The organism is Methylocystis sp. SC2, assembly GCF_000304315.1.
Classification (GTDB): Bacteria; Pseudomonadota; Alphaproteobacteria; order Rhizobiales; family Beijerinckiaceae; genus Methylocystis.
Window position 1 is genome coordinate 1,129,845 of record NC_018485.1, and the last position, 22,647, is coordinate 1,152,491.

At 63.1% G+C, this 22,647-nt stretch carries 23 protein-coding genes and 1 tRNA gene; 10 read left to right on the forward strand and 14 right to left on the reverse strand.

Features of this window, described 5'->3' with window-relative positions; all coding sequences use genetic code 11:
• Positions 1-61 precede the first annotated feature (61 nt).
• Positions 62-138: transfer RNA gene (locus tag BN69_RS05350), tRNA-Arg, on the reverse strand.
• 161 nt (positions 139-299) lie between these two features.
• Between BN69_RS05350 and BN69_RS05355 the strand changes: the two genes are divergently transcribed.
• The 4 genes from BN69_RS05355 (at position 300) to BN69_RS05370 (ending at position 4,486) form a co-directional block, all read left to right on the forward strand.
• The gene (locus BN69_RS05355) at positions 300-1,067 is read left to right on the forward strand and encodes an alpha/beta fold hydrolase (protein WP_041926808.1); all 768 of its coding nucleotides are present in this window, start codon (positions 300-302) and stop codon (positions 1,065-1,067) included.
• Positions 1,068-1,139: 72 nt separating this feature from the next.
• Complete coding sequence (gene cysE / locus BN69_RS05360; protein ID WP_014890543.1) at positions 1,140-1,979, forward strand: serine O-acetyltransferase; 840 nt, start codon at positions 1,140-1,142, stop codon at positions 1,977-1,979.
• 15 nt (positions 1,980-1,994) lie between these two features.
• Positions 1,995-2,621: a hypothetical protein gene (locus BN69_RS05365; RefSeq protein ID WP_148277038.1), complete on the forward strand. Its 627-nt coding sequence runs from the start codon at positions 1,995-1,997 to the stop codon at positions 2,619-2,621.
• Positions 2,622-3,055: 434 nt separating this feature from the next.
• On the forward strand, positions 3,056-4,486 hold the full coding sequence (locus tag BN69_RS05370; protein ID WP_014890545.1) for a glycosyltransferase family 4 protein: 1,431 nt from the start codon (positions 3,056-3,058) through the stop codon (positions 4,484-4,486).
• 65 nt (positions 4,487-4,551) lie between these two features.
• Here the strand turns inward: BN69_RS05370 and parC are convergent, their stop codons facing one another.
• Positions 4,552-6,819, reverse strand: a complete 2,268-nt coding sequence (parC, locus tag BN69_RS05375; protein WP_014890546.1) for a DNA topoisomerase IV subunit A — start codon at positions 6,817-6,819, stop codon at positions 4,552-4,554.
• Between the two features lie 190 nt (positions 6,820-7,009).
• Between parC and BN69_RS05380 the strand changes: the two genes are divergently transcribed.
• Complete coding sequence (locus BN69_RS05380) at positions 7,010-7,315, forward strand: hypothetical protein (RefSeq protein ID WP_014890547.1); 306 nt, start codon at positions 7,010-7,012, stop codon at positions 7,313-7,315.
• A 95-nt stretch (positions 7,316-7,410) separates the two neighbouring features.
• Here the strand turns inward: BN69_RS05380 and recO are convergent, their stop codons facing one another.
• From recO to BN69_RS05410, 6 genes are all read right to left on the reverse strand, one after another.
• Complete coding sequence (gene recO, locus BN69_RS05385; protein WP_014890548.1) at positions 7,411-8,142, reverse strand: DNA repair protein RecO; 732 nt, start codon at positions 8,140-8,142, stop codon at positions 7,411-7,413.
• Between the two features lie 7 nt (positions 8,143-8,149).
• On the reverse strand, positions 8,150-8,356 hold the full coding sequence (locus BN69_RS05390; RefSeq protein WP_014890549.1) for a DUF1737 domain-containing protein: 207 nt from the start codon (positions 8,354-8,356) through the stop codon (positions 8,150-8,152).
• Between the two features lie 64 nt (positions 8,357-8,420).
• Positions 8,421-9,347 (reverse strand): GTPase Era, encoded by a 927-nt coding sequence (gene era, locus BN69_RS05395; protein WP_014890550.1) that lies wholly within the window; start codon positions 9,345-9,347, stop codon positions 8,421-8,423.
• The gene (gene rnc / locus BN69_RS05400; protein WP_014890551.1) at positions 9,344-10,051 is read right to left on the reverse strand and encodes a ribonuclease III; all 708 of its coding nucleotides are present in this window, start codon (positions 10,049-10,051) and stop codon (positions 9,344-9,346) included. The genes era and rnc overlap by 4 nt, the downstream gene beginning before the upstream one ends.
• 19 nt (positions 10,052-10,070) lie before the next feature.
• Complete coding sequence (gene lepB / locus BN69_RS05405) at positions 10,071-10,841, reverse strand: signal peptidase I (protein WP_014890552.1); 771 nt, start codon at positions 10,839-10,841, stop codon at positions 10,071-10,073.
• Between the two features lie 247 nt (positions 10,842-11,088).
• On the reverse strand, positions 11,089-11,844 hold the full coding sequence (locus BN69_RS05410; RefSeq protein WP_041927173.1) for a pyridoxine 5'-phosphate synthase: 756 nt from the start codon (positions 11,842-11,844) through the stop codon (positions 11,089-11,091).
• Between the two features lie 114 nt (positions 11,845-11,958).
• Between BN69_RS05410 and BN69_RS05415 the strand changes: the two genes are divergently transcribed.
• From BN69_RS05415 to BN69_RS05425, 3 genes are read left to right on the forward strand one after another with little or no spacing between them, the layout of a single operon-like run.
• Complete coding sequence (locus BN69_RS05415; RefSeq protein ID WP_014890554.1) at positions 11,959-12,840, forward strand: AraC family transcriptional regulator; 882 nt, start codon at positions 11,959-11,961, stop codon at positions 12,838-12,840.
• A gap of 59 nt (positions 12,841-12,899) precedes the next feature.
• A complete protein-coding gene (locus BN69_RS05420; RefSeq protein ID WP_014890555.1) occupies positions 12,900-13,193 on the forward strand; it encodes a type II toxin-antitoxin system TacA family antitoxin in 294 nt (97 codons plus the stop codon).
• Between the two features lie 31 nt (positions 13,194-13,224).
• Entirely contained in the window at positions 13,225-13,704 is a 480-nt protein-coding gene (locus tag BN69_RS05425) for a GNAT family N-acetyltransferase (RefSeq protein ID WP_148277040.1), read from the forward strand.
• A 158-nt stretch (positions 13,705-13,862) separates the two neighbouring features.
• On the opposite strand, the gene BN69_RS05430 is transcribed toward BN69_RS05425, so the two are convergent.
• The 3 genes from BN69_RS05430 to rpoZ form a co-directional block, all read right to left on the reverse strand.
• Positions 13,863-14,315, reverse strand: coding sequence for a hypothetical protein (locus BN69_RS05430; protein ID WP_041927174.1), 453 nt, complete (start codon positions 14,313-14,315; stop codon positions 13,863-13,865).
• Positions 14,316-14,327: 12 nt separating this feature from the next.
• Positions 14,328-16,535, reverse strand: a complete 2,208-nt coding sequence (locus BN69_RS05435) for a RelA/SpoT family protein (protein WP_041926809.1) — start codon at positions 16,533-16,535, stop codon at positions 14,328-14,330.
• 253 nt (positions 16,536-16,788) lie between these two features.
• Positions 16,789-17,175, reverse strand: coding sequence for a DNA-directed RNA polymerase subunit omega (gene rpoZ, locus BN69_RS05440; protein ID WP_014890559.1), 387 nt, complete (start codon positions 17,173-17,175; stop codon positions 16,789-16,791).
• A gap of 388 nt (positions 17,176-17,563) precedes the next feature.
• Here rpoZ and BN69_RS05445 point away from each other — a divergent pair, with 388 nt between their 5' ends.
• On the forward strand, positions 17,564-18,175 hold the full coding sequence (locus BN69_RS05445) for a LabA-like NYN domain-containing protein (protein WP_014890560.1): 612 nt from the start codon (positions 17,564-17,566) through the stop codon (positions 18,173-18,175).
• Positions 18,176-18,247: 72 nt separating this feature from the next.
• On the opposite strand, the gene smpB is transcribed toward BN69_RS05445, so the two are convergent.
• Positions 18,248-18,724, reverse strand: coding sequence for an SsrA-binding protein SmpB (gene smpB / locus BN69_RS05450; protein ID WP_014890561.1), 477 nt, complete (start codon positions 18,722-18,724; stop codon positions 18,248-18,250).
• A gap of 145 nt (positions 18,725-18,869) precedes the next feature.
• Complete coding sequence (gene dapA, locus BN69_RS05455) at positions 18,870-19,763, reverse strand: 4-hydroxy-tetrahydrodipicolinate synthase (RefSeq protein ID WP_014890562.1); 894 nt, start codon at positions 19,761-19,763, stop codon at positions 18,870-18,872.
• A 209-nt stretch (positions 19,764-19,972) separates the two neighbouring features.
• On the opposite strand from dapA, the gene BN69_RS19985 reads away from it, so the two are divergent.
• Positions 19,973-22,219 carry a lytic transglycosylase domain-containing protein gene (locus BN69_RS19985; protein ID WP_014890563.1) on the forward strand — a complete coding sequence of 749 codons (2,247 nt, stop codon included), beginning with the start codon at positions 19,973-19,975 and terminating at the stop codon, positions 22,217-22,219.
• 1 nt (position 22,220) lies between these two features.
• On the opposite strand, the gene BN69_RS05465 is transcribed toward BN69_RS19985, so the two are convergent.
• Positions 22,221-22,613, reverse strand: coding sequence for an SH3 domain-containing protein (locus BN69_RS05465; protein WP_014890564.1), 393 nt, complete (start codon positions 22,611-22,613; stop codon positions 22,221-22,223).
• Positions 22,614-22,647: the final 34 nt, after the last annotated feature.

A 22,647-nucleotide genomic window follows, 5' to 3' on the forward strand; every position in this document is an offset into this window, starting at 1 on the left:
ATAGCGCGCGTCGCGCGCGGGCGCAATCGTGGCGCGCGTGTGCTTCGAGGTGAAAAAGAACTGGCGCGCCCGAAAGGATTCGAACCTCTGACCCCCAGATTCGTAGTCTGGTGCTCTATCCAGCTGAGCTACGGGCGCCTGCTTCGCCATAGACCCCGTGCGTTGGACGGGCCATGGCGACGTGTCGGCTCGTTTAGCGGCTAGCGGCGCGAATGGCAATAGCGCATCTACTTTGCCGCCGAGCGGCCTTGCGTCGACCGCGCAAGCATTTAGATAAAAGGCTCTAAGTGGGATTGCTAATGGAAACGTTCCTGTCGGACGGCGTCGAGATAGCCTATGTGGATTTCGAGCCTTTAACGGAAGATCGCGGCGAACCGATCGTCCTCGTGCATGGCTTCGCCTCGACCCATGCTGTGAACTGGCTGTTCACGCAATGGGTCAAGACGCTGACCGAAGACGGCCGCCGCGTCATTGTCTTCGACAACCGCGGGCATGGTCGCTCGGCCAAGCTGTACGATCCGGCGCAATATAGTCTCGACCTGATGGCCGCCGACGTCGTGCATCTGCTCGACCATCTGTCGATCCCACGCGCCGACGTCATGGGCTATTCGCTCGGCGGACGCATCGGCGCGGTGCTGGCGCTGACCGCGCCCGAGCGCGTGCGCTCCTTGATCCTCGGCGGCATCGGCGAAAATCTCATCGAGAACTCCGGCCTGCCGCGCGGTCTCGCCGAAGCCATGGAGATCGAGCGCATCGAGGACATTGATGATTCGACGCTCAAGATCTTTCGCGGCTTCGCCGAATCCACCCGCAGCGATCTCGCCGCCCTCGCCGCCTGCGTGCGCGGCGCCCGCAAGTCCGTCGAGCCTGAGCTGCTCGCGCGCATCACCGCGCCGGTGCTGATCTGCGTCGGCACGCGCGACGACGTCGCGGGCGACCCGCTCCCGCTCGCCGAGTTCTTCCCCAACGCCCGCGTGGTCGACATTCCCGGCCGCGATCACAACCGGGCCGTCGGCGACAGAATATATAAGCAGGCGGTGCTGGAGTTTCTGGATACGCGGCCTTAACGGCCGCCGGCGGGGCCCCCGTGCTATTCTGCAAGCGCTCCGCTATGTAACTGCCAGACCAAGGAGGGGCGGATGGGCGCCGAAACGCGCGAATCTGGCGCGAAAATCATCGATTTCGCCCAGAATGATCCTTTGTTAGCGCGCCTGCGCGTGGAGGCGGAGGACGTGCTGCGCCGCGAGCCGGAGCTCGGCGGCTTCCTGCATCCGGCGATCCTCTCGCAGAACGGCGTCTTGGGAGTGGTCGCGCATCGCGTGGCGCAGCGCCTCGACCGGCCGGAGGCGCCCTATATCGCCATCCGCCAGGCGTTCGAAGAATGCGCCGCGCGCGAACCGGGACTGGTCGAGGCGTTCCGCGCCGACCTGCTCGCCGTGTTGGAGCGCGATCCCGCCTGCACAAGGCTGATCGAGCCGGCGCTGTATTTCAAAGGCTTCCATGCGCTGCAGACCTATCGTCTGGCGCATTGGCTGTGGAAGAACGGCCGCAGCGACTTCGCCCTGATCCTGCAGAGCCTGTCCTCGCAAACCTTCCAGGTCGACATCCACCCGGCGGCCGTGATCGGCAAAAGCATCTTCATCGACCACGCGACCGGACTTGTCATCGGCGCGACCAGCGTCGTCGAAGATGAAGTCTCGATGCTGCATGGCGTGACGTTAGGGGGCACCGGCAAGGCGCGCGGCGACCGCCATCCGAAGGTCAGGCGCGGCGTGCTGATCGGCGCCGGCGCGAAGGTCCTCGGCAATATCGAAATCGGCCGCTGCGCCATGATCGCCGCGGGATCGGTCGTGCTCGACCCGGTGCCCGCCAACAAGACCGTCGCCGGGGTGCCGGCCCGCATCGTCGGCGACGCGCGCTGCGCCGAGCCGGCGCTTGCCATGGATCAGATGCTGGCCTATCTCGACGCCGGCATGTGAGGGGCGGGGTTGACCTTGAGCAGAATTTTACTGGGCATTGCGCTCGTTTTCATCGCGGCGTCGTTGCTGTCGCCCCGCGCCGCCACGGCCGCCGGCTGGCATTATTACGATCCGGAATGTCCGATCGATCTTGGCGGCAATGAACTTGGCGGCAAGGATGTTGGCGGCAAGTCGATGAAATTCGTCGCCATGCAGCCCAAGAAGAACGTCGACCGGGAATGCGTCGCGCTGCCGGACGTCGGCCCCAGCGTCATCGTGCTCGACGCCGCCGACGCTGAATTGCGCGACATGAATTGGGACATCCGCATCCTGCGCGGCAAGGGGCCGAAAGGCGAGGCCGACCCCGAAGCCGACGTCGTCGGCCGCCTGCCGGTGCAGAAATTTCGCAACGGCATGGTGAATTTCGACCAGAATTTCAAGGAGCCCGGCGAATACGTGCTTTACGCGAAGCTGACGAGCGACGACGGCGCGAAAAGTTTTGAGGGCCGGCATCCGTTCTCGGTCGGCCTCGTCACCGACGAGGAACTTTACCTCTACATCGCCTTCGGCGTTTTCGTCATTGTCGCCGGCGGCGTCGCCTTCACGCTGTGGCGCCAGGGCAAGCTAGGATTTAAGATTCCGGATTTTTCCAAGACGGATTGAGCTTCCCGCGGAACGCTTGGAAGCGCCCCCTCCCCAACGCTCGGCCGCGCTTCGCGCGGGAGAGGGGGCAGATTGCACGCGTTATGAAGATTCCTGCACGTAAACCGCGACGGCTTTCACCAGCTCGTCGATCTCCGCGCATGAACGGTCATCCAACTACTCGGGACGTTTTCCCAACCGCGCCGAGAAATTTTCATTTTCGCAAGTCATGGATTGATTTGCCGATAGCGTATCGGTAGAGAGCGGCATTGTGTCCACAGGAGTTGCCCCTAAGGACAACTAGGTCACTACTTGATAAACCTACACGGCGCTGGCCAAATCATTCCGGGTCTCCACTCCGGAACGATTAGACGTCGCTTAAACTGGCATCGAGACTGTCGCTTCAAGAAGTCAGGTGATCGCAGATACGTTCACTTTTTCAGGTTTAACCTCCAATGTTTGAGGCCAGCGTGACAATTGCGCAACGTGATCACCGCAAAGTTGTTGGCTATTTGCGCTGTCAGTTTGAAGCGGAAAGGCGCCATAAGCTCGAGGCTCAAAAAGTAGACACGACGTATGACGTCGATCCAATTACGCGCGGCGCCTATCGTAAGATGCTGGAGCTGTACTGGACATTATCACGAGTGCTTGCTCCGCAACGTCGCACGTCTCCCGCGGCCCAAGTTGAAGAGGAAGCCCCACGGCCGGCCCCGCAGCAACAGTTCCCGCTCATTACGAGCGCGCCCGGGGACCAGCCATGCATATACGTTGATGTCAGTGACACCAAATTTTTCGACAAAGTAACCGGTATTCAACGCGTTGTCGGCGAGACCGCTCATCACGTCACGGAACTGGGAAACGGCCAACCGGTCCAGATTCGCGGGGGACTCATACTAGCCGAAATAGAAGGAGTGATGGGCAGGATCGAAGCGCGTCCTGGCGATATACTCCTGTTACTAGACGCTGGCTGGAACAATGTGGACAATTATGCGCACGCCATCAACTCCTTCAGAGAAAAAGGCGGCGCTGTCGTAGCGGGCGTTTATGATCTTTTTCCAGTCCTCTATCCGACGTTATATGGGCCCGAACTCGTGATCGCCTTTGAAACTTGGCTCAGCGAAGTCGTCTCCCGGAGCGATGCGGTCGTTGCAATTTCTCGGAGTTCCGCGAAGTGCTATGCCGAATATGCAATGATGCGATACAAATGGTGCAGGAGCCAAAAAATCGGCTGGTGGCGGCTGGGCGCCAATCTATCGGCTGAAACCTCCAGCGAACCAGGCGCAGCCGCAATCGAAATCGCGGCGCAAGGCCCGTTTTTTCTCTGCGTCGGCACAGTCGAGGCGCGCAAAGGCTATCCGGTCGCTATCGAGGCTTTCGAACGTCTTTGGGCCGACAACATAGACGTCAACCTTGTCATTGTTGGCAGACCCGGGTGGAACGCCCGGGCGTTTGAACAGCGCTTGCGGCAGCATGAGGAAAGGGGACGGCGTCTGTTCTGGCTAGAGGACGCGAGTGACGCGGATTTGCGCCACTTTTACCGCGAGACGTGCGCGGCCGTATTCACGACCTTCGCCGAAGGCTTTGGTTTGCCTTTGGTGGAGGCCGCACAATGCGGCGCCCCCGTCATCGCCAGCGACATCCCCCAGTTTCGCGAGCTTGGCGGCTCGGATGTGCGCTATTTCGATCTCCTTGATTCCGCGAGCCTCGTAGAGGCCCTCATGCAAGCGCTCTCAGACGAGAAACGGCCGCCTCGCGTCGAGACTCTTACATGGCGAGAATCTACGATCGAATTGATCGGGCTGCTGCGCTCTGGCGCTTACCAGATGGACGTCTCTGAAATCTGGCGTGACATAGCCATGGCCGGACTGGCGGCCGCCACGAAATGAGCTGACCGGGCAGCCCATCATCCGCTCAGCTCATCATCAGAGCAGCCGGCCAACACAAATTACCCTCACCCAAACCGATTATTCCTCGGAAAGCCGCGCGGCGGCAATCGTCCCGCTTCGGCGCGGTGGCCGATCCAGTCCTTCAGTTCCGTTTTGTCGATGGTGAAGACCCGGGCGGAGGCGTCGGTCCAGGTCAGACCGTCCTTCAATGCGAAAACCTTCGCGTCCGAGACGCCGCCGTCCTTGTAGCGCTGCATGCGCACGCCCTTGCCGCGCGCCATGCGCGGCGCTTCGCTCAAGGGAAACACCAGCAGCTTTCGGTTCTCGCCGATGATCGCGATCGTGTCGCCCTGCGCCGGCGTCACGATCTTCAATCTCGACGGCGGCTCCACGTTGAGCGCCGCGCGCCCCTTGCGCGTTGACGACAAGAGATCGTCTTCGCTCACGACGAAGCCGCGTCCGTCATTCGTCACCAGCAGCAGCGCTTCGCCCGCAACATGCGGCAGAACGGCGACGACCTCGGCGCCCTCCTCGATCTCGGCGAAAAGCCGGATCGGCTCGCCATGTCCGCGCCCGCCGGGAAGTTTCGAGGCCTCCAAAGTATAGGCCTTGCCGTTCGACGCGAGCGCCAGGATTTTCGACGTCGTCTGCGCGAAGAATGACGCGGCGAGCGCATCGTCGCCCTTGAACTGCAGGCTCGAGAGATCCTGCACATGCCCCTTGAGCGCGCGAATCCAGCCCTTCTGCGAGACGACGATCGTCACCGGCTCGCGCTCGATCATCGCCTCGGCAAGGTCGAGATCGATCGCCTCGGGCGCATCTTCGAAACTCGTGCGCCTTTTGCCGATCGGCGTCTGCGGACCATAGGTTTTTTTGAGTTCGCGCACCTGCCAGGCGATGGTCTTCCACTGCTTGTCCTCGTCGGCGAGCAGCGCCTCGATGTCCTTGCGCTCGGCCGAGAGCTCGCTGAGCTCTTTCTTCAGCTCCATTTCTTCGAGCCTCCGCAGAGCGCGCAGCCGCGTGTCGAGAATATATTCGACCTGAAGATCGGTCAGCTTGAACGCCTTTTTCAATTCCCCCTTGGCGTCATCCTCTTCGCGGATGATGCGGATCACCTCATCGAGATTGAGAAAGACGATGACCATGCCTTCCAACTGCTCGATGCGCCGTACGATCGCCGCGAGTCTGTGGCGCGAGCGGCGCTGCAGCACGGTCCGGCGATGGTCGAGCCATTGCCGCAGCGCATCGTCGAGCGAAACGACGCGCGGCGTGACGCCGTCGACGAGCACATTCATGTTCATCGTAAAGCGCGTTTCGAGTTCGGAGAGCTTGAACAATGTCTCCATCATCAGCGCCGCATCGACCGTGCGCGCACGCGGCTCGAAAACGATGCGCACGTCTTCGGCCGATTCATCGCGCACATCGGCGACGAGCGGCAGTTTGCGCTCGGAGATGAGTTCGGCGAGCCGTTCGATGAGCCGCGACTTCTGCACGCCGTAGGGGATTTCCGTCACGACGGCGACCCAGCCGCCGCGCGGCAGCTCCTCCTTCCTCCAGCGCGCGCGCACACGAAACGAGCCGCGCCCGGTGCGATAGGTCTCGATGATCTCGTCGCGTCTGTCGACGACAATGCCGCCCGTCGGAAAATCCGGCCCCTGCACGAAGGTCAGCAGCTGTTCGGCGGTCGCCTTGCGGTGAGAGATGAGATAGAGCGCCGCGTCGCACAGCTCGGCGAGATTATGCGGCGGGATCGACGTCGCCATGCCGACGGCGATCCCCTGTGCGCCATTGGCGAGCAGATTGGGCAGCGCCGACGGCAGCACCACCGGCTCCTTCTCCTCGCCGGAATAGTTGGGAATGAAGTCGATCGCGTCTTCGTCGATGCCTTCCAGAAGAGAGCGCGCGACCGCCGTCATGCGCGCCTCGGTATAGCGATAGGCGGCCGCCGAATCGCCGTCGACATTGCCGAAATTGCCCTGCCCGTCGACGAGCGGATAGCGCGAGGAGAAGTCCTGCGCGAGGCGCACCAGCGCGTCATAGATCGCCTGGTCGCCATGCGGGTGAAACGAGCCCATCACGTCGCCGACGATCTTTGCGCATTTCTTGAACGGCGCGCCGGGGTCGAGGCGAAGAATATGCATGCCGTAAAGGATGCGGCGGTGCACGGGTTTAAGCCCGTCGCGGGCGTCGGGCAGCGCGCGGCCGGTGATGGTCGAAAGCGCGTAGCGCAGATAGCGCTCCTCGAGCGCCTCGCGCAGATCGACCGGCGCAATCACGCTAACGTCGCTTGCGCTCTTGCCTTTTCCGCTTCCCCCGCCGCCTTTTTGCGCCATGTCAAAAACCCGATTCTGCCTTTGTGATCGGTACTATGGCCGCGGGGGCGTCGGCGCAAGCGAAGGATTTCGAGGCGGCTCTTTCGCTCTGCAAGCGCGTCGTCGACGCATCGACTACGTTTTATGCGGCATTGTAACAAATAAGGTCTTGCAGACGTCGCGTTTCGTCCATTAGAAGGCTTGCGAAGCGATGGCGCGGATCGGCGCGGTCGAATTTTCGCCGGTTTTCCGCGGCTTTCAGAACATGGCGCCCATGAAGAAACTGCTTTCGTCGCTCATCGCCGCGCTGCTCGTAACATCCGCCTCGTTCGCCTTGGATAGATCGCAAATGACGGTCGCCGGGTCGGCGGTCGCCGCGCGGGACCGCGCGGCTCAGCCGCGCGACGCCGACGAAGACATGCAGGCGCTCTGCCGCGAGGTGCTCGTCGACATCGATCAGGGCTACGGCGTCAGCAGCCATGAATCGCGTTATATCTGCGGCGACAAGCGCCGCTAAACATTTTGAATTTAAGTGATTCCTAATCGATCGCATGAGTCCGTGCGATCGAGAGGCGCTCTAAGCGACTCGCCGACGCGTCCCCTGGTTTTTCCTCACGCCACGCGCAAAAGCGCGCCGACGTAAAGTTCGCGCGCCGCTGGCAGCGCGACGCCGCGCGGCTTGAGCACGTCGCGCGTCAGGAAATATCCGGTCAACCGGAACGCGGCGATGAGATCGGCCTGCTCCGCCACAATGCTCTCATGCTGAAGAAAGTCGGGATAAGGCAGGAGTTTGTCGCGCCACGGCGCGCCGGCGGCGCGACTCACCGCGCGGCCGGATTTCGGCGACACATAGGCGAGATCGTCCCTCGCGCCGGTCAGCGCGCAGGCGTTGAGATCGAGCCCGAAGCCGAGCGCGCCGAGCAACGCAAGCTCGAATCGCGCCAACATCGTCGCGGCGCCTTCAGCGGCGCGAATGTCGCCGAACAGCGCCGCAATGGCGTCGGCCATTTCGAACAATTCCTCATGAGGATCGCGCTCGGGCAGCAGACGCAAAAGCGCGCAAAGCGAGGCGACGCCGTTGAGCGCCGCGGCGCGGTCCAGAAAATGCGCGGCGCGGGCGGCGAGCGGCTCGACCGTCAAGGCGCCGAGATGGTCCTCAAGACGCGCGCGCCATTGCACGACGACGAGATTGCCGGGCTGCAGAATCGGGCGAAGCCGGCGCGAGCGGCCGCCGCGAACGAGACCAAGATGCCGGCCGTGTCCGCGCGTCATCAGCTCGAGGATGACGGACGTTTCGCCATGCCGACGCGCGCCGAGAATGAGAGCGTCGTCGCGCCATTCCATATCAGGCTCACACTTCGGAAAGCTTCATATCCGGCCGGTAATCTAAGCCTTCGACATCCTTGATCAAAGCCTGGCCGCAGATCACCCGGTTTTGCGTCGGGTCGAAGGTGAGCGAGGGCGATCCGTGGAGTCGCCAGCCGAGGCTCAACGCTTGCGTGACGCGATGGCAAAAGGCCGCGTCATCCGGCCCGGTGAGCAAGCGATAGGCGGTCATCGCCTTGCGTTCGTCAGACATCCAATTCTCCCGCGCCGCGCGAATCACCCGATCTTGGCCGATATTATTCGCCCTTGGGGAAATCCAGGCGCATCTCCCGATAGCGCTCTGGGTCGTCCGCCCAATTTTCGCGGACCTTCACGAACAGGAAGAGATGCACCTTCTGTTCGGCGGCCTCGGCGATCTCGCGGCGCGCCGCCTGACCGATGGCCTTGATGGTGCGCCCGCCCTCGCCGATGACGATCTTCTTCTGGCTGTCGCGCGCGACAAAGATCGTCTGCTCGATGCGCGCCGAGCCGTCCTTCTGATTGGTCCAGGAGTCGGTCTCGACCGTCGACTGATAGGGCAATTCGTCGTGCAGCCGCTCATAGATCTGCTCGCGGGTGATTTCCGAGGCGAGCAGCCGCAGCGGCGCGTCCGAGAGCTGATCCTCGGGATAGAGCCAGGGCGAGGGCCCCATGCGCCGCGCGAGCGCTTTGCGCAGATCGCCGACGCCGTCGCCTTTCAGCGCCGAGATCATGAAGGTTTCGTCGAATGTCTCGCGCGCGTTGAGCGTTTGCGCCAGCGCCAGCAGCCTTTCGCGGGGAATGAGATCGATCTTGTTCAGGACGAGGAGCTTGGGCGCCTTGGCGTGCTGAAGCTGCGTCAGTAGCGCGTCCACTTCTTCGTCGATCCCCTTGCGGGAGTCGACGAGCAGCGCGATCACGTCGGCGTCGGCGGCGCCCGAGAGCGCGCTCGCCACCATGGCGCGATCGAGCCGCCGCTTCGGCTTGAAGATGCCCGGCGTGTCGACGAGGATGATCTGCGCCGCGCCCTCGATGGCGATGCCGCGAACCAGCGCCCGCGTCGTCTGCGCCTTGCGCGACACGATCGAGACCTTGGCGCCGACGAGTTGATTGAGCAGCGTCGACTTGCCGGCGTTGGGCGCGCCGACCAGCGCCGCGAAGCCGCAGCGCGTGTCCTCCCGCGCCAATTCGTCGTCGCCGCTCATGTGTCGCCCTTTCCTGTGGCCGCGCCTTCGCGGGCCAGAAACGCCGCCGCAGCAGCCTGTTCCGCGACCCGTTTCGAGGCGCCCGACCCTGGCGCGGGCGCAAATCCCTGCACCTCCACGACGACCTCGAAGAAGGGCGCGTGGTCCGGTCCGCTGCGGGCGACGAGCCGGTAGCGGGGCGTGGCGAGGCCGCGCGCCTGAGCCCACTCCTGCAAGGCGGTCTTCGCGTCGCGCAAGTCCTGGCCGCTCGCCGCCATGCGGTCGCTGAACGCCTTGCGAACGATCTGTTCGGCGGCGGCGGCGCCCCCGTCGAGAAAGGCGGCGCCGATGATCGCTTCGCAAATGTCGCCGAGCAGGGCGCGTTTGCCGCGTCCGCCGGTCTGGGCCTCGCCCTCGCCGAGCCGCATCGCTGCGCCGACGCCCCAGGCTTCCGCCACCTCGGCGCAGGTCTCCTTGCGCACCAGCGCCGCAAGGCGGCGCGACAGCTCGCCCTCGCTCTCGTTTGGAAAGGCGTCATAGAGCATGTGCGCCACGGCGAGGCCGAGCACGCGGTCGCCCAAAAACTCCAGCCGCTCGTATGAATCGCGGCGGGCTGGCGAGGCGCTGACATGCGTCAGCGCGCGGCCGAGCAGCGCCGGATCGGCGAAGTCATGTCCGATACGCGCCTCGAGATCAGCGAGCCCCTCGTCGCGGCTGCGCGTCATGTCACGCCTGCGCGTCCGATCAATGAACGGGCCGGAACAGCCGGTCCCAACGCACCGACCACGGCCAGCGCCAGAAGGCGAGCGCCGATTCATCCTTCCTGACCGAGAAGAAGATGATCTCGGCGCGGCCCACGAGATTGACGAAGGGCACGAAGCCGACGCCGCCAAGCTCTGGCGCGATGCGCGAATCCGTGGAGTTGTCGCGATTATCACCCATCATGAAATAGTGATCGGGCGGCACCACGAACAGATCGGTGTTGTCGTTGATGCCGTGATCGCCCTCGATTTCGATGATCGTATGTTCGACCGCGGGATGATCGCCGTTGCCGGGGAGCGTTTCCTGATACGTAGTCACGGGGACTTCACGGCCTTCGCGGTTCTCCGTCACTTCCTTTTCGAGCGGCGTGCGGGGCACGATGACGCCGTTGATATAGAGCCGGCCGTCGATGACCTGGATGCGATCGCCCGGAAGGCCGATGACGCGCTTGATGTAGTCGGTCTCATTGTCCCGCGGCAGCTTGAAGACGATGACGTCGCCGCGGTTGGGGGGCGAAGCGAGAATGCGGCCGGAGAAAATGTCGGGGCCGAACGGCATCGAGTAATTCGAGTAGCCATAGGCGTATTTCGACACGAAAACATAATCGCCGATCAGCAAAGTCGGGATCATCGAGCCCGACGGAATATTGAACGGCTGAAAGAGCAGCGTGCGGATGACAAGCGCGATCGCCAGCGCCTGAAGGATGACCTTGATGGTTTCGAAAACCCCGCCCTCTTCGCGTTTTTCAGCCACCGGAACGTTCCTGCTCAAGCCGACTCACTCCTCATGCATTTGGGCGGCGTCGGCCCGCCCGGCCGCCCGGCTTATCACGCTACAGCTTCCATGAGAACCTTCGCCCGAGCCAAAGAGTAGGCGCGGGACGGCGTCAAATGGATGACCGCCCGCCACCTTAGCGCGCCCAGCCGGCGCGTCTCCGCCCGATCGGGATTAACGCTAACGCCGCGCCTGCGCTTGCCATCCGCCGCGCCGCGCCCCGGCCCTAGGAGGCGAGCGCCCGGCCCTGCGCCATCGCCTCGCGCATCCGCCGGATCGCCTCGGCGAGCCCGACGAATATCGCCTCGCCGACGAGAAAATGGCCGATATTGAGTTCGATGATCTGCGGCAAGGCGCTCACGCGGCGCGCCGTCGCATAATCGAGGCCGTGGCCGGCGTGAATCTCGAGGCCGAGGGCGGCGCCATAGGCGGCGGCTTCGGCGACCCGCGCGAATTCCGCCTCGGCCCGGCCCATATCCCCGACCTCGACGGCGTGGCACCAGGCGCCCGTATGGAGCTCCACGACCGGCGCCTTGATGGAGACGGCCGCGTCGATCGCCTCGGCCGACGGCTCGATGAACAGCGACACGCGCACGCCCTCTCGGGTCAGCTGGTCGACGTAAGGCAGCAGGTAATCGTGCTGGCCGACGACGTCGAGACCGCCTTCCGTCGTGCGCTCGGTGCGCTTTTCCGGCACGAGACAGACGGCGTGCGGCGCGGTCGCGACGGCGATGTCGAGCATCTGCTCGGTCGCCGCCATCTCAAAATTGAGCGGCTTCGAGATCGCCGCCTTCAGCCGCGCCATGTCCGCGTCATTGATGTGACGGCGGTCTTCGCGCAGATGCGCGGTGACGCCGTCGGCGCCGGCCTCAATGGCGAGCAGCGCGGCGCGAACGGGGTCGGGCCGCGGCCCGCCGCGCGCGTTGCGGACGGTGGCGACATGATCGACGTTGACGCCGAGGCGAAGGGGTTTCGTGGTCATGCCGCTCTCATAGCGCGCAGGCGGACGGTTTGTCATTGGGCGTGCGGCCGGCGCGACGGCGCAAAGAGCAATTTCAGTCAGGAAGCCGGCCGTTGCGCTTGCTACGATGCAAACATGGAGACCAAGACAAGACGAAAGGAAGCTGACTATGCGCGGCGCATCAATCGCGTGCTGGATTACATCGACAAGCATCTCGACGAAGAGCTGACCATCGACGCGCTGAGCGAAGTCGCGAACTTCTCAAAATTCCACTTCCTTCGGCAATTCTCCCAGCACTGCGGGATCAGCCTCTCGCGCTACGTTCAATTCATGAGGCTGAAGCGCGCCGCTTACCGACTCGCCTTCAATCCCACCGCGCCGATCATCGACGTCGCTTTGGATTCGGGGTTTGAAAATCCGGAATCCTTTTCCCGCGCCTTCAAAGCCGCATTTGGCCAAACGCCCAGCGCGTTCCGCAAGACGCCGGACTGGGCGTCATGGAGCGCGCGATCTCGAATAAGCCTCCCACCCAGTGAAAGGACGAAAGACATGGACGTAAAGATCATCGAGGTCGAACCCGTGTTGGTCGCGGCGCTCGAACATCGCGGCGCGCCGGCGCTGCTCAACGACTCAGTGCAGCGCTTCATCGCCTGGCGCAAGTCGTCCGGGCTTTCTCCGGTCAGCCGATGCGAGACCTATGGCGTGCCCTATAACGACCCCAATACGACGCCGCCGGAGGAGTTTCGCTTCGATATTTGCGGCTCGGCGCCGGCGCCGGTTCCCGCCAATGAACAGGGCGTCGTCACCAAGACGATCCCAGGCGGGCGCTGCGCCATGACGATCCATGCTGGCTCGCGCGAGCGGATCGACGAGACCGTCTATGCGCTTTATCGCGACTGGCTGCCGGATTCAGGTGAAGAGCTGCGGGATTTCCCGGTCTATTTCCACTATCTGAACCTCGATCACGACACGCCCGAACACCGCCATCTGACCGAGGTTTATCTGCCGCTGAAATAGCGGCCGGCGGGCGGCGCCGATGTGTTGCAGTTGTCAACACACATTGATATGATACCGAAATGACCGCTCGCCCCCGCCAATCCGCCGAAGTCAATATTCATCTGCGCGCCCGAGCGCGGGACAAGAAGCTGATCGACCAGGCGGCGGAACTGGTGGGATCGAACCGTTCGCAATTCATGATGGCCTCGGCGCTCAAAGAGGCCAAAAACATTCTGCTCGACCAATCGACCCTCTACGCCGACGCGAAAACTTTCAAAAAAATCATGGACTGGATGGATGCCGAAGCGACGCAAGACGAGGCGGCGGGCATGAAGCGCATCCTTCAAGCCAAAGCCCCGTGGCAGAGTGACTGACGCAGCGCCTTTATTCAGCCCGCCCGTTTTATTGACGCAAGCGCATGACACGGCGTCTTTCGACTGTGGCGAACCCGTGCTCGATGACTGGCTGCGCAATCGCGCATGGCCCAATCTGCAAGTCGCGGCCAGCCGCACCTATGTGATTTGCCCCGCTGGATCTGGCCGGATTATCGGCTATTTCGCCTTGAGCATGGGGCAAATCCTCGCGCAGGACGTCAAAGGCTTCATGCGCCGGAACATGCCGAGACAGATTCCGGCGGTGACGCTCGGGCGTCTGGCGATCGATCGCGCGTGGCAGGGGAAGGGATTGGGGCGCGCGCTGCTCGCCGATGTGGTGCGGCGGTCGCTGCGGGCGGGGGCGGAGGTCTCGGCGCGGCTGGTGATCGTCCATGCGATCTCGCCCGCCGCCGAAGCCTTTTACCTACATCACGGATTCACCCGCCTGCCAGGGGAGGCCCCGACTCTCGCCCTCGATTTGCTTAAGCTGCAAAAGCTGTCGAAGATGTAACGCTGCCGGCCGTCAAGAAAGCAGCACCCCGTCTGATCGGCACGCTTTAACGGATGCAACGAAGAGCGTCGCTAGGTGCGGGCGAGGTCAGCACAGCCACATTTCACATTGTAGAACGGTGGCGCGGCGATCGACTCGCTTTCTTTCTAGGCTATAGCTCAACGCGGAGATATGCACTGACCGGAACAGCCCGTCGCGTCGCACTCCCAGATTTCGACACCCGGTGGGATAAGATGGCCGTAGTTGCGTAAATAATACTCAGCAAGCGACTGATTGCTCCGGACACTCCGGAGCACCAGAAGTATTTTCCTGTACCGGTCCGGCGCGATATGAAAGTACAGCATCGACTCATTCCAAACAGTAATTTTTGCGCTTGGAATGTTGCCCCCCTGCGTCCAGTTGTGTGATTTGCACTCCACGACGACAGCTGGATCGCTCGATCCCAGATCGAACTTTCTGATTTTTCTCTTGGCAAAACCCACTTCCACGCCAAAGTTGCTAATCAAATCGATGCCTTGGCGGGCAAAAAACAACTGCGCCGCTTGCTCGAACTCCCTTCCTGCATGCGCATTGCTGATGGAACCGACACGCTGAAAATTGTTGACGTCCATTTTAATCTCCAACTACCCAATCATCCGCTCGACCTTGCTCACCAAAGCGCTCGCGCGCAGCCGCGTGACGACGCCGTTCAGATGCTTGAGATCGGCGACTTCGAGATCGAAGGTCATTTCGCGGAAATCCGGCGAATGCGCCTTGAAGCTGATGTTGTCGATATTGGCGCCCGTCTCGCCGATCAGCGTCGCCAGCGCCCCGAGCGTGCCCGGCTCGTTGATCGCGGTGACGACGAGCCGCGCGGGAAACAGCGCCGAGGAGCCGGCTTCGATATCCCAGCGCACGTCGAGCCAGCGTTCGGGCTGATCGTCGAAGGCGGTGAGCGACGGCGACTGGATCGGATAGATGGTGATGCCTTCGCCCGGCGTGAAAATGCCGACGATGCGGTCGCCCGGCACGGCGCCGCCGTCGGGCGCGAAACGCACCGGCGCGTCGCCGCGCAGCCCGCGAATCGGAATCGCGCCGCCGCCCTCTTTCGCGCCGGGCGCTTTGAAGACGACATTGGCGTTCGCCTTGACGCCGAACCAGCCCGGCTCCCCCGGTCCGATGGCGGTCGGCGCGGCTTTGCGCTCTTCGCTGAAATCCGGATAGACCGCTTTGACGACGTCGCCCGAATAGATTTCGCCGCGGCCCACGGCGGCGAGCGCGTCTTCGACCGACGGGCGCGCGAGCCTGGTCAGCGCCGCCTTCAGTTTCTCTTCGCTCCAGACGCGGCCGGCGCGCTCGAAGGCGCGTTCGACGATCTGGCGGCCGAGCCCGGCATATTGCTGGCGGACAGCGTCGCGCGTCGCGCGTCGGATCGCGGCGCGCGCCTTGCCGGTCGCCACCGCGCCCTCCCAGGCGGCAGGGGGCACATGCCCCTCGGCGCGGATGATCTCGACCTCGTCGCCGTTTTTCAGCTGCGACAACACCGGGGCGACGCGTCCGTTGATCTTCGCGCCAACGGCTGAATCGCCGAGCTTGGTGTGCACGGCGTAGGCGAAATCGATCGGCGTCGCGCCGCGCGGCAGCGCGATCAATCCGCCCTTCGGCGTGAAGCAGAACACTTGATCCTGAAACAGTTCGAGGCGCGTATGCTCTAGAAATTCCTCTGGATTGTCGCCATGCGCGAGGAGATCGAGCGTTTCCTGCAGCCAGCGGAAGGCGCGGCTTTCCTTGGCGAGCTGCTCGCGGCCATGCGCGCCGACCGCATCCTTGTAGAGCGCGTGCGCGGCGATGCCGAAGCGCGCGATCTCATGCATTTCGGCGGTGCGAATCTGAAGTTCGACGCGCTGGTGGCCGGGGCCGATGACGGTCGTGTGGATCGAACGATAGTCGTTCTGTTTCGGCGTCGAGATGTAATCCTTGAAGCGGCCGGGGACGTTGGGCCACTTCGTATGCACGACGCCGAGCGCGCGATAGCAATCCTCCACCGCCCCGACGATGATCCGAAACCCGAAGATGTCGGACAATTGCTCGAAGGAGATCGACTTGCGCTCCATCTTGCGCCACACGGAAAAGGTCGTCTTCTGGCGTCCGGTGACCGCCGCGGTGATGCCGCGGGCCTCGAACTCCTTGGTGAGTTCGTCCTCGATGCGCTTGATGATGCGTCCGTTCTTCGCGCGCAGATCATGCAGCCGCTGCTCGATGGTCTGATGCGCTTCCGGCATCAAATGCCGAAAGGCGAGGCCCTCCAGTTCCTCGCGCAGCCGCTGCATGCCCATGCGGCCGGCGAGCGGCGCATAAATGTCGAGCGTCTCCTGAGCGATGCGCGCGCGCTTTTCCTGTGGGACGAAATGCAGCGTGCGCATATTGTGTAGGCGGTCGGCGAGTTTGACGAGCAGCACGCGCACGTCTTCGGCGACGGCGAGCAGCAATTTGCGGAAGTTCTCGCCCTGCCGCGCCTGTTTGGTGACCAGATCGAGCTTCTCGATCTTGGTCAGCCCTTCGACCAGCTTGCCGATCTGTTCGCCGAACAGCCGGTCGATCTCTTCGCGCGTCGCGTCGGTGTCTTCGAGCGTATCGTGCAGCACCGCCGCGACGATCGTCGCGTCGTCGAGCTTCAGATCGGTGAGGATCGCCGCGACTTCGAGCGGGTGCGAAAAATAAGGATCGCCGGAGGCGCGGGTTTGCGCCCCATGCGCCTTCATCGCGTAGACATAGGCCCGGTTTAGCAAATCCTCGTCGACGCGCGGGTTATATTTCCGCACGCGTTCGACAAGCTCGTACTGACGCATCATGCGCGTGGCGCCAAAGACTGGTTATGCGCCGACCCGGCCGCCGCCCATGCGCAAGTTCCACGCGACAGGCAAGCGAGCGGCGCCGGAGCGGCGCGTGTGTCGAGCGAGGATAGCGCAGGCCAGCCGCCATGACCAACGGCGACGAAGACCAACGGCGAGGATGACCGACGGCGAGGGCGCGAAGGGCGGCGTGGCGGAGGCGTCGCGGCGGAGAGGCATCGCCGACGCCCCGCCAGCGGGGATCGGGCCGACCCTACTCCGCTTCGTCCTCGACCTCGGCGGGCGGAACCAGCCCTTCGAGACCGCGCAGCAGGTCTTCTTCCGTCATCCGGTCGAACTGGCCCTCGACTTCGAGTTCGCCGGCGACCGCAGGGGTCAAGGCCGGCGCCGCTTCGGCCTCCGGCTCGTCGACCTCGACGTGATGCTGCAGCGAGTGGATGAAATCCTCGGAAAGGTCTTCCGGGGCGAGCGCCGATTCAGCGATCTCGCGCAGGGCGACCACCGGATTTTTGTCGCGGTCGCGATCCACGAGGATCGGCTGACCCGACGAGATGTTCCGCGCCCGATGCGCCGCGAGAAGGACGAGGTCGAAGCGATTTTCGATCTTGTCGACGCAATCTTCGACAGTAACGCGCGCCATCTGCTGTCAAGCTCCATTCGGTTCGGGAGTAGCGCTGATACGCCAATTGGAAAAAATAGGCAATAATCTCTTGGCTCTAGACGCGCGGGCGATTTTTTTTGACGCTGCCTTGGGGATTTTTTCTAGAAAATGCCCAATCATCGTCCCGTAAAAAAACGCAGTTCCTCTTGACGCTGTGACATGGAGAGGCGATGTATTTGCCTGAGATGTGTGCGGCGCTTTTCAGAGATGGCGTGAATAGCCGGCGAATGCAGCGGGAACGGCGCAATCGCCATTTGTTAATTTGGGCGCCGGACATCAGACGATTGAGCGAAACGCCGAACTGCGGGTTGACGGCGTTAGCCGGCGACGCCCGCGTTTAACACCGTAACCCGACCGCGAGACTAAGATGGCAGATATCGAACGAACTGCGTTGTTTATTGATGGCGCGAACTTATACGCGACCGCGAAATCACTTGGATTCGATATTGATTATAAGCGCTTGCTCCGCGAATTTCAGGGCAAGGGCCGTCTGATCCGCGCGTTCTACTACACTGCGTTGATCGAGGACCAAGAGTATTCGTCAATCCGTCCTCTTATCGATTGGCTGGACTACAATGGCTATGCGGTCGTGACTAAGCCGACGAAGGAGTTCGTCGATTCGCTCGGCCGTCGCAAAGTTAAAGGCAATATGGACATCGAGCTGGCGGTCGACGCCATGGAAATGGCCGGCCATATCGACCACATGGTGCTGTTCTCGGGCGACGGCGACTTCCGGTCGCTTGTCGAGTCCGTGCAGCGGCGCGGCGTTCGGGTTTCGGTCATTTCGACGATCACCACTCAGCCGCCAATGATCGCTGACGAGTTGCGTCGCCAGGCCGACGAATTCATCGACCTCATCCATCTCGTGGGCAAGATCGGCCGCGATCCGGGCGAGCGCGCCGAGCGCATGCAGCGCTATCAGGAGCGTCCTCGTCCCACGCCCCAGGCGGCTCACGCCGAAGAAGAAGACGGCGAGTGACGGCGCGGCCCTGACGGACAACCCGATGCTCGGCGTCTCGACTGCAGGACGCCGAACCCTGGGAGGTCGGGGTCAGCCGCGGGCGCGCAACAGGCGGCCTTTTTCGCGGCTCCAGTCGCGCTTCTTTTCGACTTCACGTTTGTCGTGCAGCTTCTTGCCCTTTCCTAGGGCGATTTGCAGCTTGGCCCTGCCCTTGGCGTTGAAATAGAGCTTCAGCGGCACGATCGTCATGCCCTCGCGCTCGACGGCCTGCGACAGCTTGACGATCTCCCGCGACTTGAGCAGCAGTTTGCGCGGCCGCTTCGGCGGATGGTTGAAGCGGTTGCCGGCGAGATATTCCGGGATGTTGGCGTTGACCAGCCATGCCTCGCCTTGCCGATCGACATGGGCGTAGCTTTCGGCGATCGTCGCCTTGCCCGTGCGCAGCGACTTCACCTCCGTGCCCGTCAGCGCCAGCCCTGCTTCGAAAATCTCGCCGATTTCGTAATTGTAGCGCGCCTTGCGATTGTCGGCGACGACCTTGAAATTCGGATCCGGCTTTGCGGCCACTGATTTTCCTCAAAGCGTCTCGACACAGGCGAGACGAGAATCTGGCGCCTTAGAGCAGGTTCCCAAAAAGATGCGAACCTGCTCCACCATTTTGATTTCGAGCAATTCCTATCGATCACATGATTTCGTGTGATCGGGAAGCGCTCTAGGCGGGGAGCACGCCGGCGTGGATCATCGCCGCGCGTATGCGATCCTTCGTCGGTTGCGTGCACGGCACCAGCGGGAGACGCACCTCTTCTTCAGCCTTGCCGAGAAGCGACAAGCCGTATTTAGCGCCCGTGACGCCGGCCTCAAGAAAAGTCGCGACATGCAGCGGCGTCAGCCTGTCCTGGATCTCCAGCGCTTTGGCGTAGTCGCCGGCGAGACAGGCGTTCTGCAGATCGGCGCAAAGCCGCGGCGCGATGTTGGCGACGACGGAGATGCAGCCATGCGCGCCCGCCGCCATGCAGGCGAGCGCCGTGAGATCGTCGCCCGAAAGCTGGATGAACTCCGGCCCCATCGCCGCGCGCTGCAGCGAAATGCGGCCGATATTGCCGGTGGCGTCCTTCACGCCGACCACATTCTTCAATTCGGCGCAGCGCTTCATGGTCTCGACGCTCATGTCGATGACCGAGCGCGGCGGGATATTGTAGATGATGATGGGAATCGAGACGGCGTCGTTGATCGCCTTGAAGTGCAGATACAGCCCTTCCTGATTGGGCTTATTATAATAAGGCGTGACGATCAGGAGCCCGTCGGCGCCGGCGCGTTCGGCGTGGCCGGCGATGGCGATCGCCTCGCGGGTGTTGTTCGAGCCCGCGCCGGCGACGACCGGCGCCCGCCCTCGCGCGGCGCGAATCGTCTCGGTGATGACCCGCCCATGCTCCTCGTGGCTCAGCGTCGGGCTCTCGCCCGTCGTGCCGACGGGCACGAGGCCATGCGTTCCATTTTCGATCTGCCAATCGATCAGCGCGCGCAGTGCGTCATAATCGACCTCTCCATGGGAAAACGGCGTGACAAGGGCCGTCATCGACCCATGAAAAATCGGCTTTACGCTCATAGAATCAATGCTTTCCCTACGCCTCAGAGCCGCCGTAATCGCGTCGCTAAGATTGAACGCCCTTCATAGCCGTTGGGCTGCGTTGAGGAAAGCCCCACGCTATACTGGGAAGCGGCGAGAGATCGAAGACCACAGATGGCGCGCGAAGTTGACCCTTCGTAAACCAAATGAGCGCAGCTTTCTCATACCAGTAGGGAAACGCGGTGATAATGTTGCCTCGACGTGTCGCGACGCGGTTCAAACTGACGGTCGGCATCGCCGCCCTCGTGATCGCCGCGCCTGCTTTCACCGGCCTTGACCGTCTTGGCGACGGAGAGGCGAAGCGCAAAGCCTCCGGGGGTTGGACGCCTTCGATCCCTTTCAGTCTCGGCGCTTGGCGCTCGCGGGTCGGCACGTTGCAGGAGGCTGTGCACGAGTTCGTCGACCGCAAACACGCTGACGACGAGGCCGCGCATCCTCTGGAAAATTCACTCTTTGCCGCCGACGAAGGCGGGCTGCCGCCGATCGTCGCCTACGTTCCTGCGCAGGGCTGGCTCAACGGCGCTGCGGCGAAGGCGAATCTCGCCGCGCTGCTGGGCGGCGACACAGACGGCTTCATACAAGCGGTCGCCATATATAAAGCCGGAGATTTCGCTCAAGGTGACGACGCCGCGTCGCGACTCGATGCGCCGCTCGCCGACGCCGCGCGGTGGACCGGCCTTCGGCTGCATCCCCGCGAAGCCGGGTTCAGGCGCATCGCCGAATTCCTTGCGGCTCACCCGGACTGGCCCGCCGGCGACTGGTTGCGCCGTCGCGCCGAGCAGGCGCTCGTCGCCGAGCGCCACGCCGACAAGAGCGTGCTGGCTTGGTTCGCGGACAACAAGCCGCTCACCGGCTTTGGCAAATATGCCCTCGCGCGGGCGATCGCGCGCGAAGGCGATTTCGAAACGGCGGCGGCGCTGGCGCGCGACGCCTGGCGCAACGACGATATCGGACAGGGATTCGATACGATCTTCAACAAGGAGCTCGGCGAGTTTCTGACGCCGGCCGATCACAAGTTCCGCGCCGATCGTCTGCTCTACGCCGGAAAGAATACGCTCGCCTTGCGCAGCGCGGAGCTCGCCGGCAAGGACGTCGCGCTGCTCGCCCGCGCGCGCATTTCCGGCGTCGAAAGGCTGGCGGCCGCTTTGCCGGCGTCTGTGCAGAACGACCCCGGACTGCTTTACGGACGCGTGCACAAGCTGCGCAACGACAAGAAATTCGCTGAAGCGGGCGCGCTGCTGCGCAATGCGCCGCGCGACATCGAGAAGGTCATCGACGGCGACGCCTGGTGGGAGGAGCGGCGCATCATCGCCCGCAAGCTTCTCGACCAGGGAGATCCGCAGACCGCATACAAGCTTTGCGCGGATCATGCCGCCGTCAAAACCAGCAACAAGGTCGACGCCGAATTCAACGCCGGCTGGATCGCTCTGCGGTTCTTGAACGACCCGATCAAGGCCGAGCGCCATTTCGCCCGGCTCGCAGAGGTCGCCGAGACGCCGCTGCAAAAGTCTCGCGCGTTTTACTGGCTGGGACGCGCGGCGGAAACCGCGCACGCCGAGGATGACTCCAAAGCGCGCAATTTCTATCTCCAGGCGGCCACGCATTCGACGACGTTCTACGGGCAGCTCGCCAATTCCCGCCTCGGCGCCGACGAGCGCCCGCTTCGCCGGCCGCCAACAGCCGCCTCAGGCGACAGCCGCGCCGAAGCGGTTCGCGTCGCGGAGCTGCTGTTCGCCGTGGGCGAGAAGGAGGTCGCGGCGCCGCTTGCGCTCGACAGCGCAAAATACTTGCAGGACGAGGCGCAGGTCGCGGCGCTCGGGGAAGTCATTGCGCGCCAGGGCGACGCGAAACTCTCGCTCATTTACGGCAAGGCCGCCTCCTATAGGGGAATCGCGCTCGACGACGTCGCCTTCCCCGCCTATGGCGTTCCGGATTTCAACGCGCTTCCCGGCTCCGCGTCCCGTTCGATGGTCTTCGCCGTCGCACGCCAGGAAAGCGCCTTCGATCCCAAGGCCGTCTCCTCCGCCGGCGCCATGGGACTGATGCAGATGATCGCCTCGACGGCGCGGCACACCGCCTATATGCGCGGCGTCAGCTTCGACATGTCGCGGATGCTGAGCGATCCGCCCTTCAACGCCCAGCTCGGCGCGGCGCATCTCGGCATTCTGCTGGGCGAATATCGCGGCGCCTATCTCCTCACCTTCGCCGCCTACAACGCCGGCGGCGGTCGGGTGAAGCAATGGATCGACGCCTATGGCGATCCACGCAAGCCCAATGTCGATCCGATCGACTGGGTCGAGCGGATTCCGATCACCGAAACGCGCAATTACGTGCAGCGGGTGATGGAGAATTTCGTCGTCTACCGGGCGAAGTTCGAGGATAAGGCGACGCGGTCGCCGCAGGTCGAACTCGCGCGCGCCGGCGACAGCCTGTGATCTAGCAAGGAAAGCGGTTATGATAGCCGAGCAGGTCGCCAAGCGGCCAGCTGTGGCGCAACTCCGCTAACGGCGAGGCGAAATATTGGGTGCTGCCCGAATAGGGATAGCCGAAATCGCAGCCTGACGTCTGGGTGACCCTCGACGACATGAACACAAGCTCTAGGGTCGCGACGAAAAAGCGCCTGTTGTCGATGGCGATGCGCGTCCAGCTTGGATCGTCGCGGATGATTTTGATTTCCGTTCCCGCCGGCGCGGTCGTGATCGCCGCATAATTCTCCCCTGGACCGGCGCGCAGCACCGCCGGATAGGCGAGCGTCAGCTTTATCGCCGCCGCCTGCTCACCGCAGGAGAGCGCGCCGAAAAGAACAAAGGCGAATAGCGACCGACGCATGCCGACTTCCCTGGTTTTGATGTGCGCTCGCGCA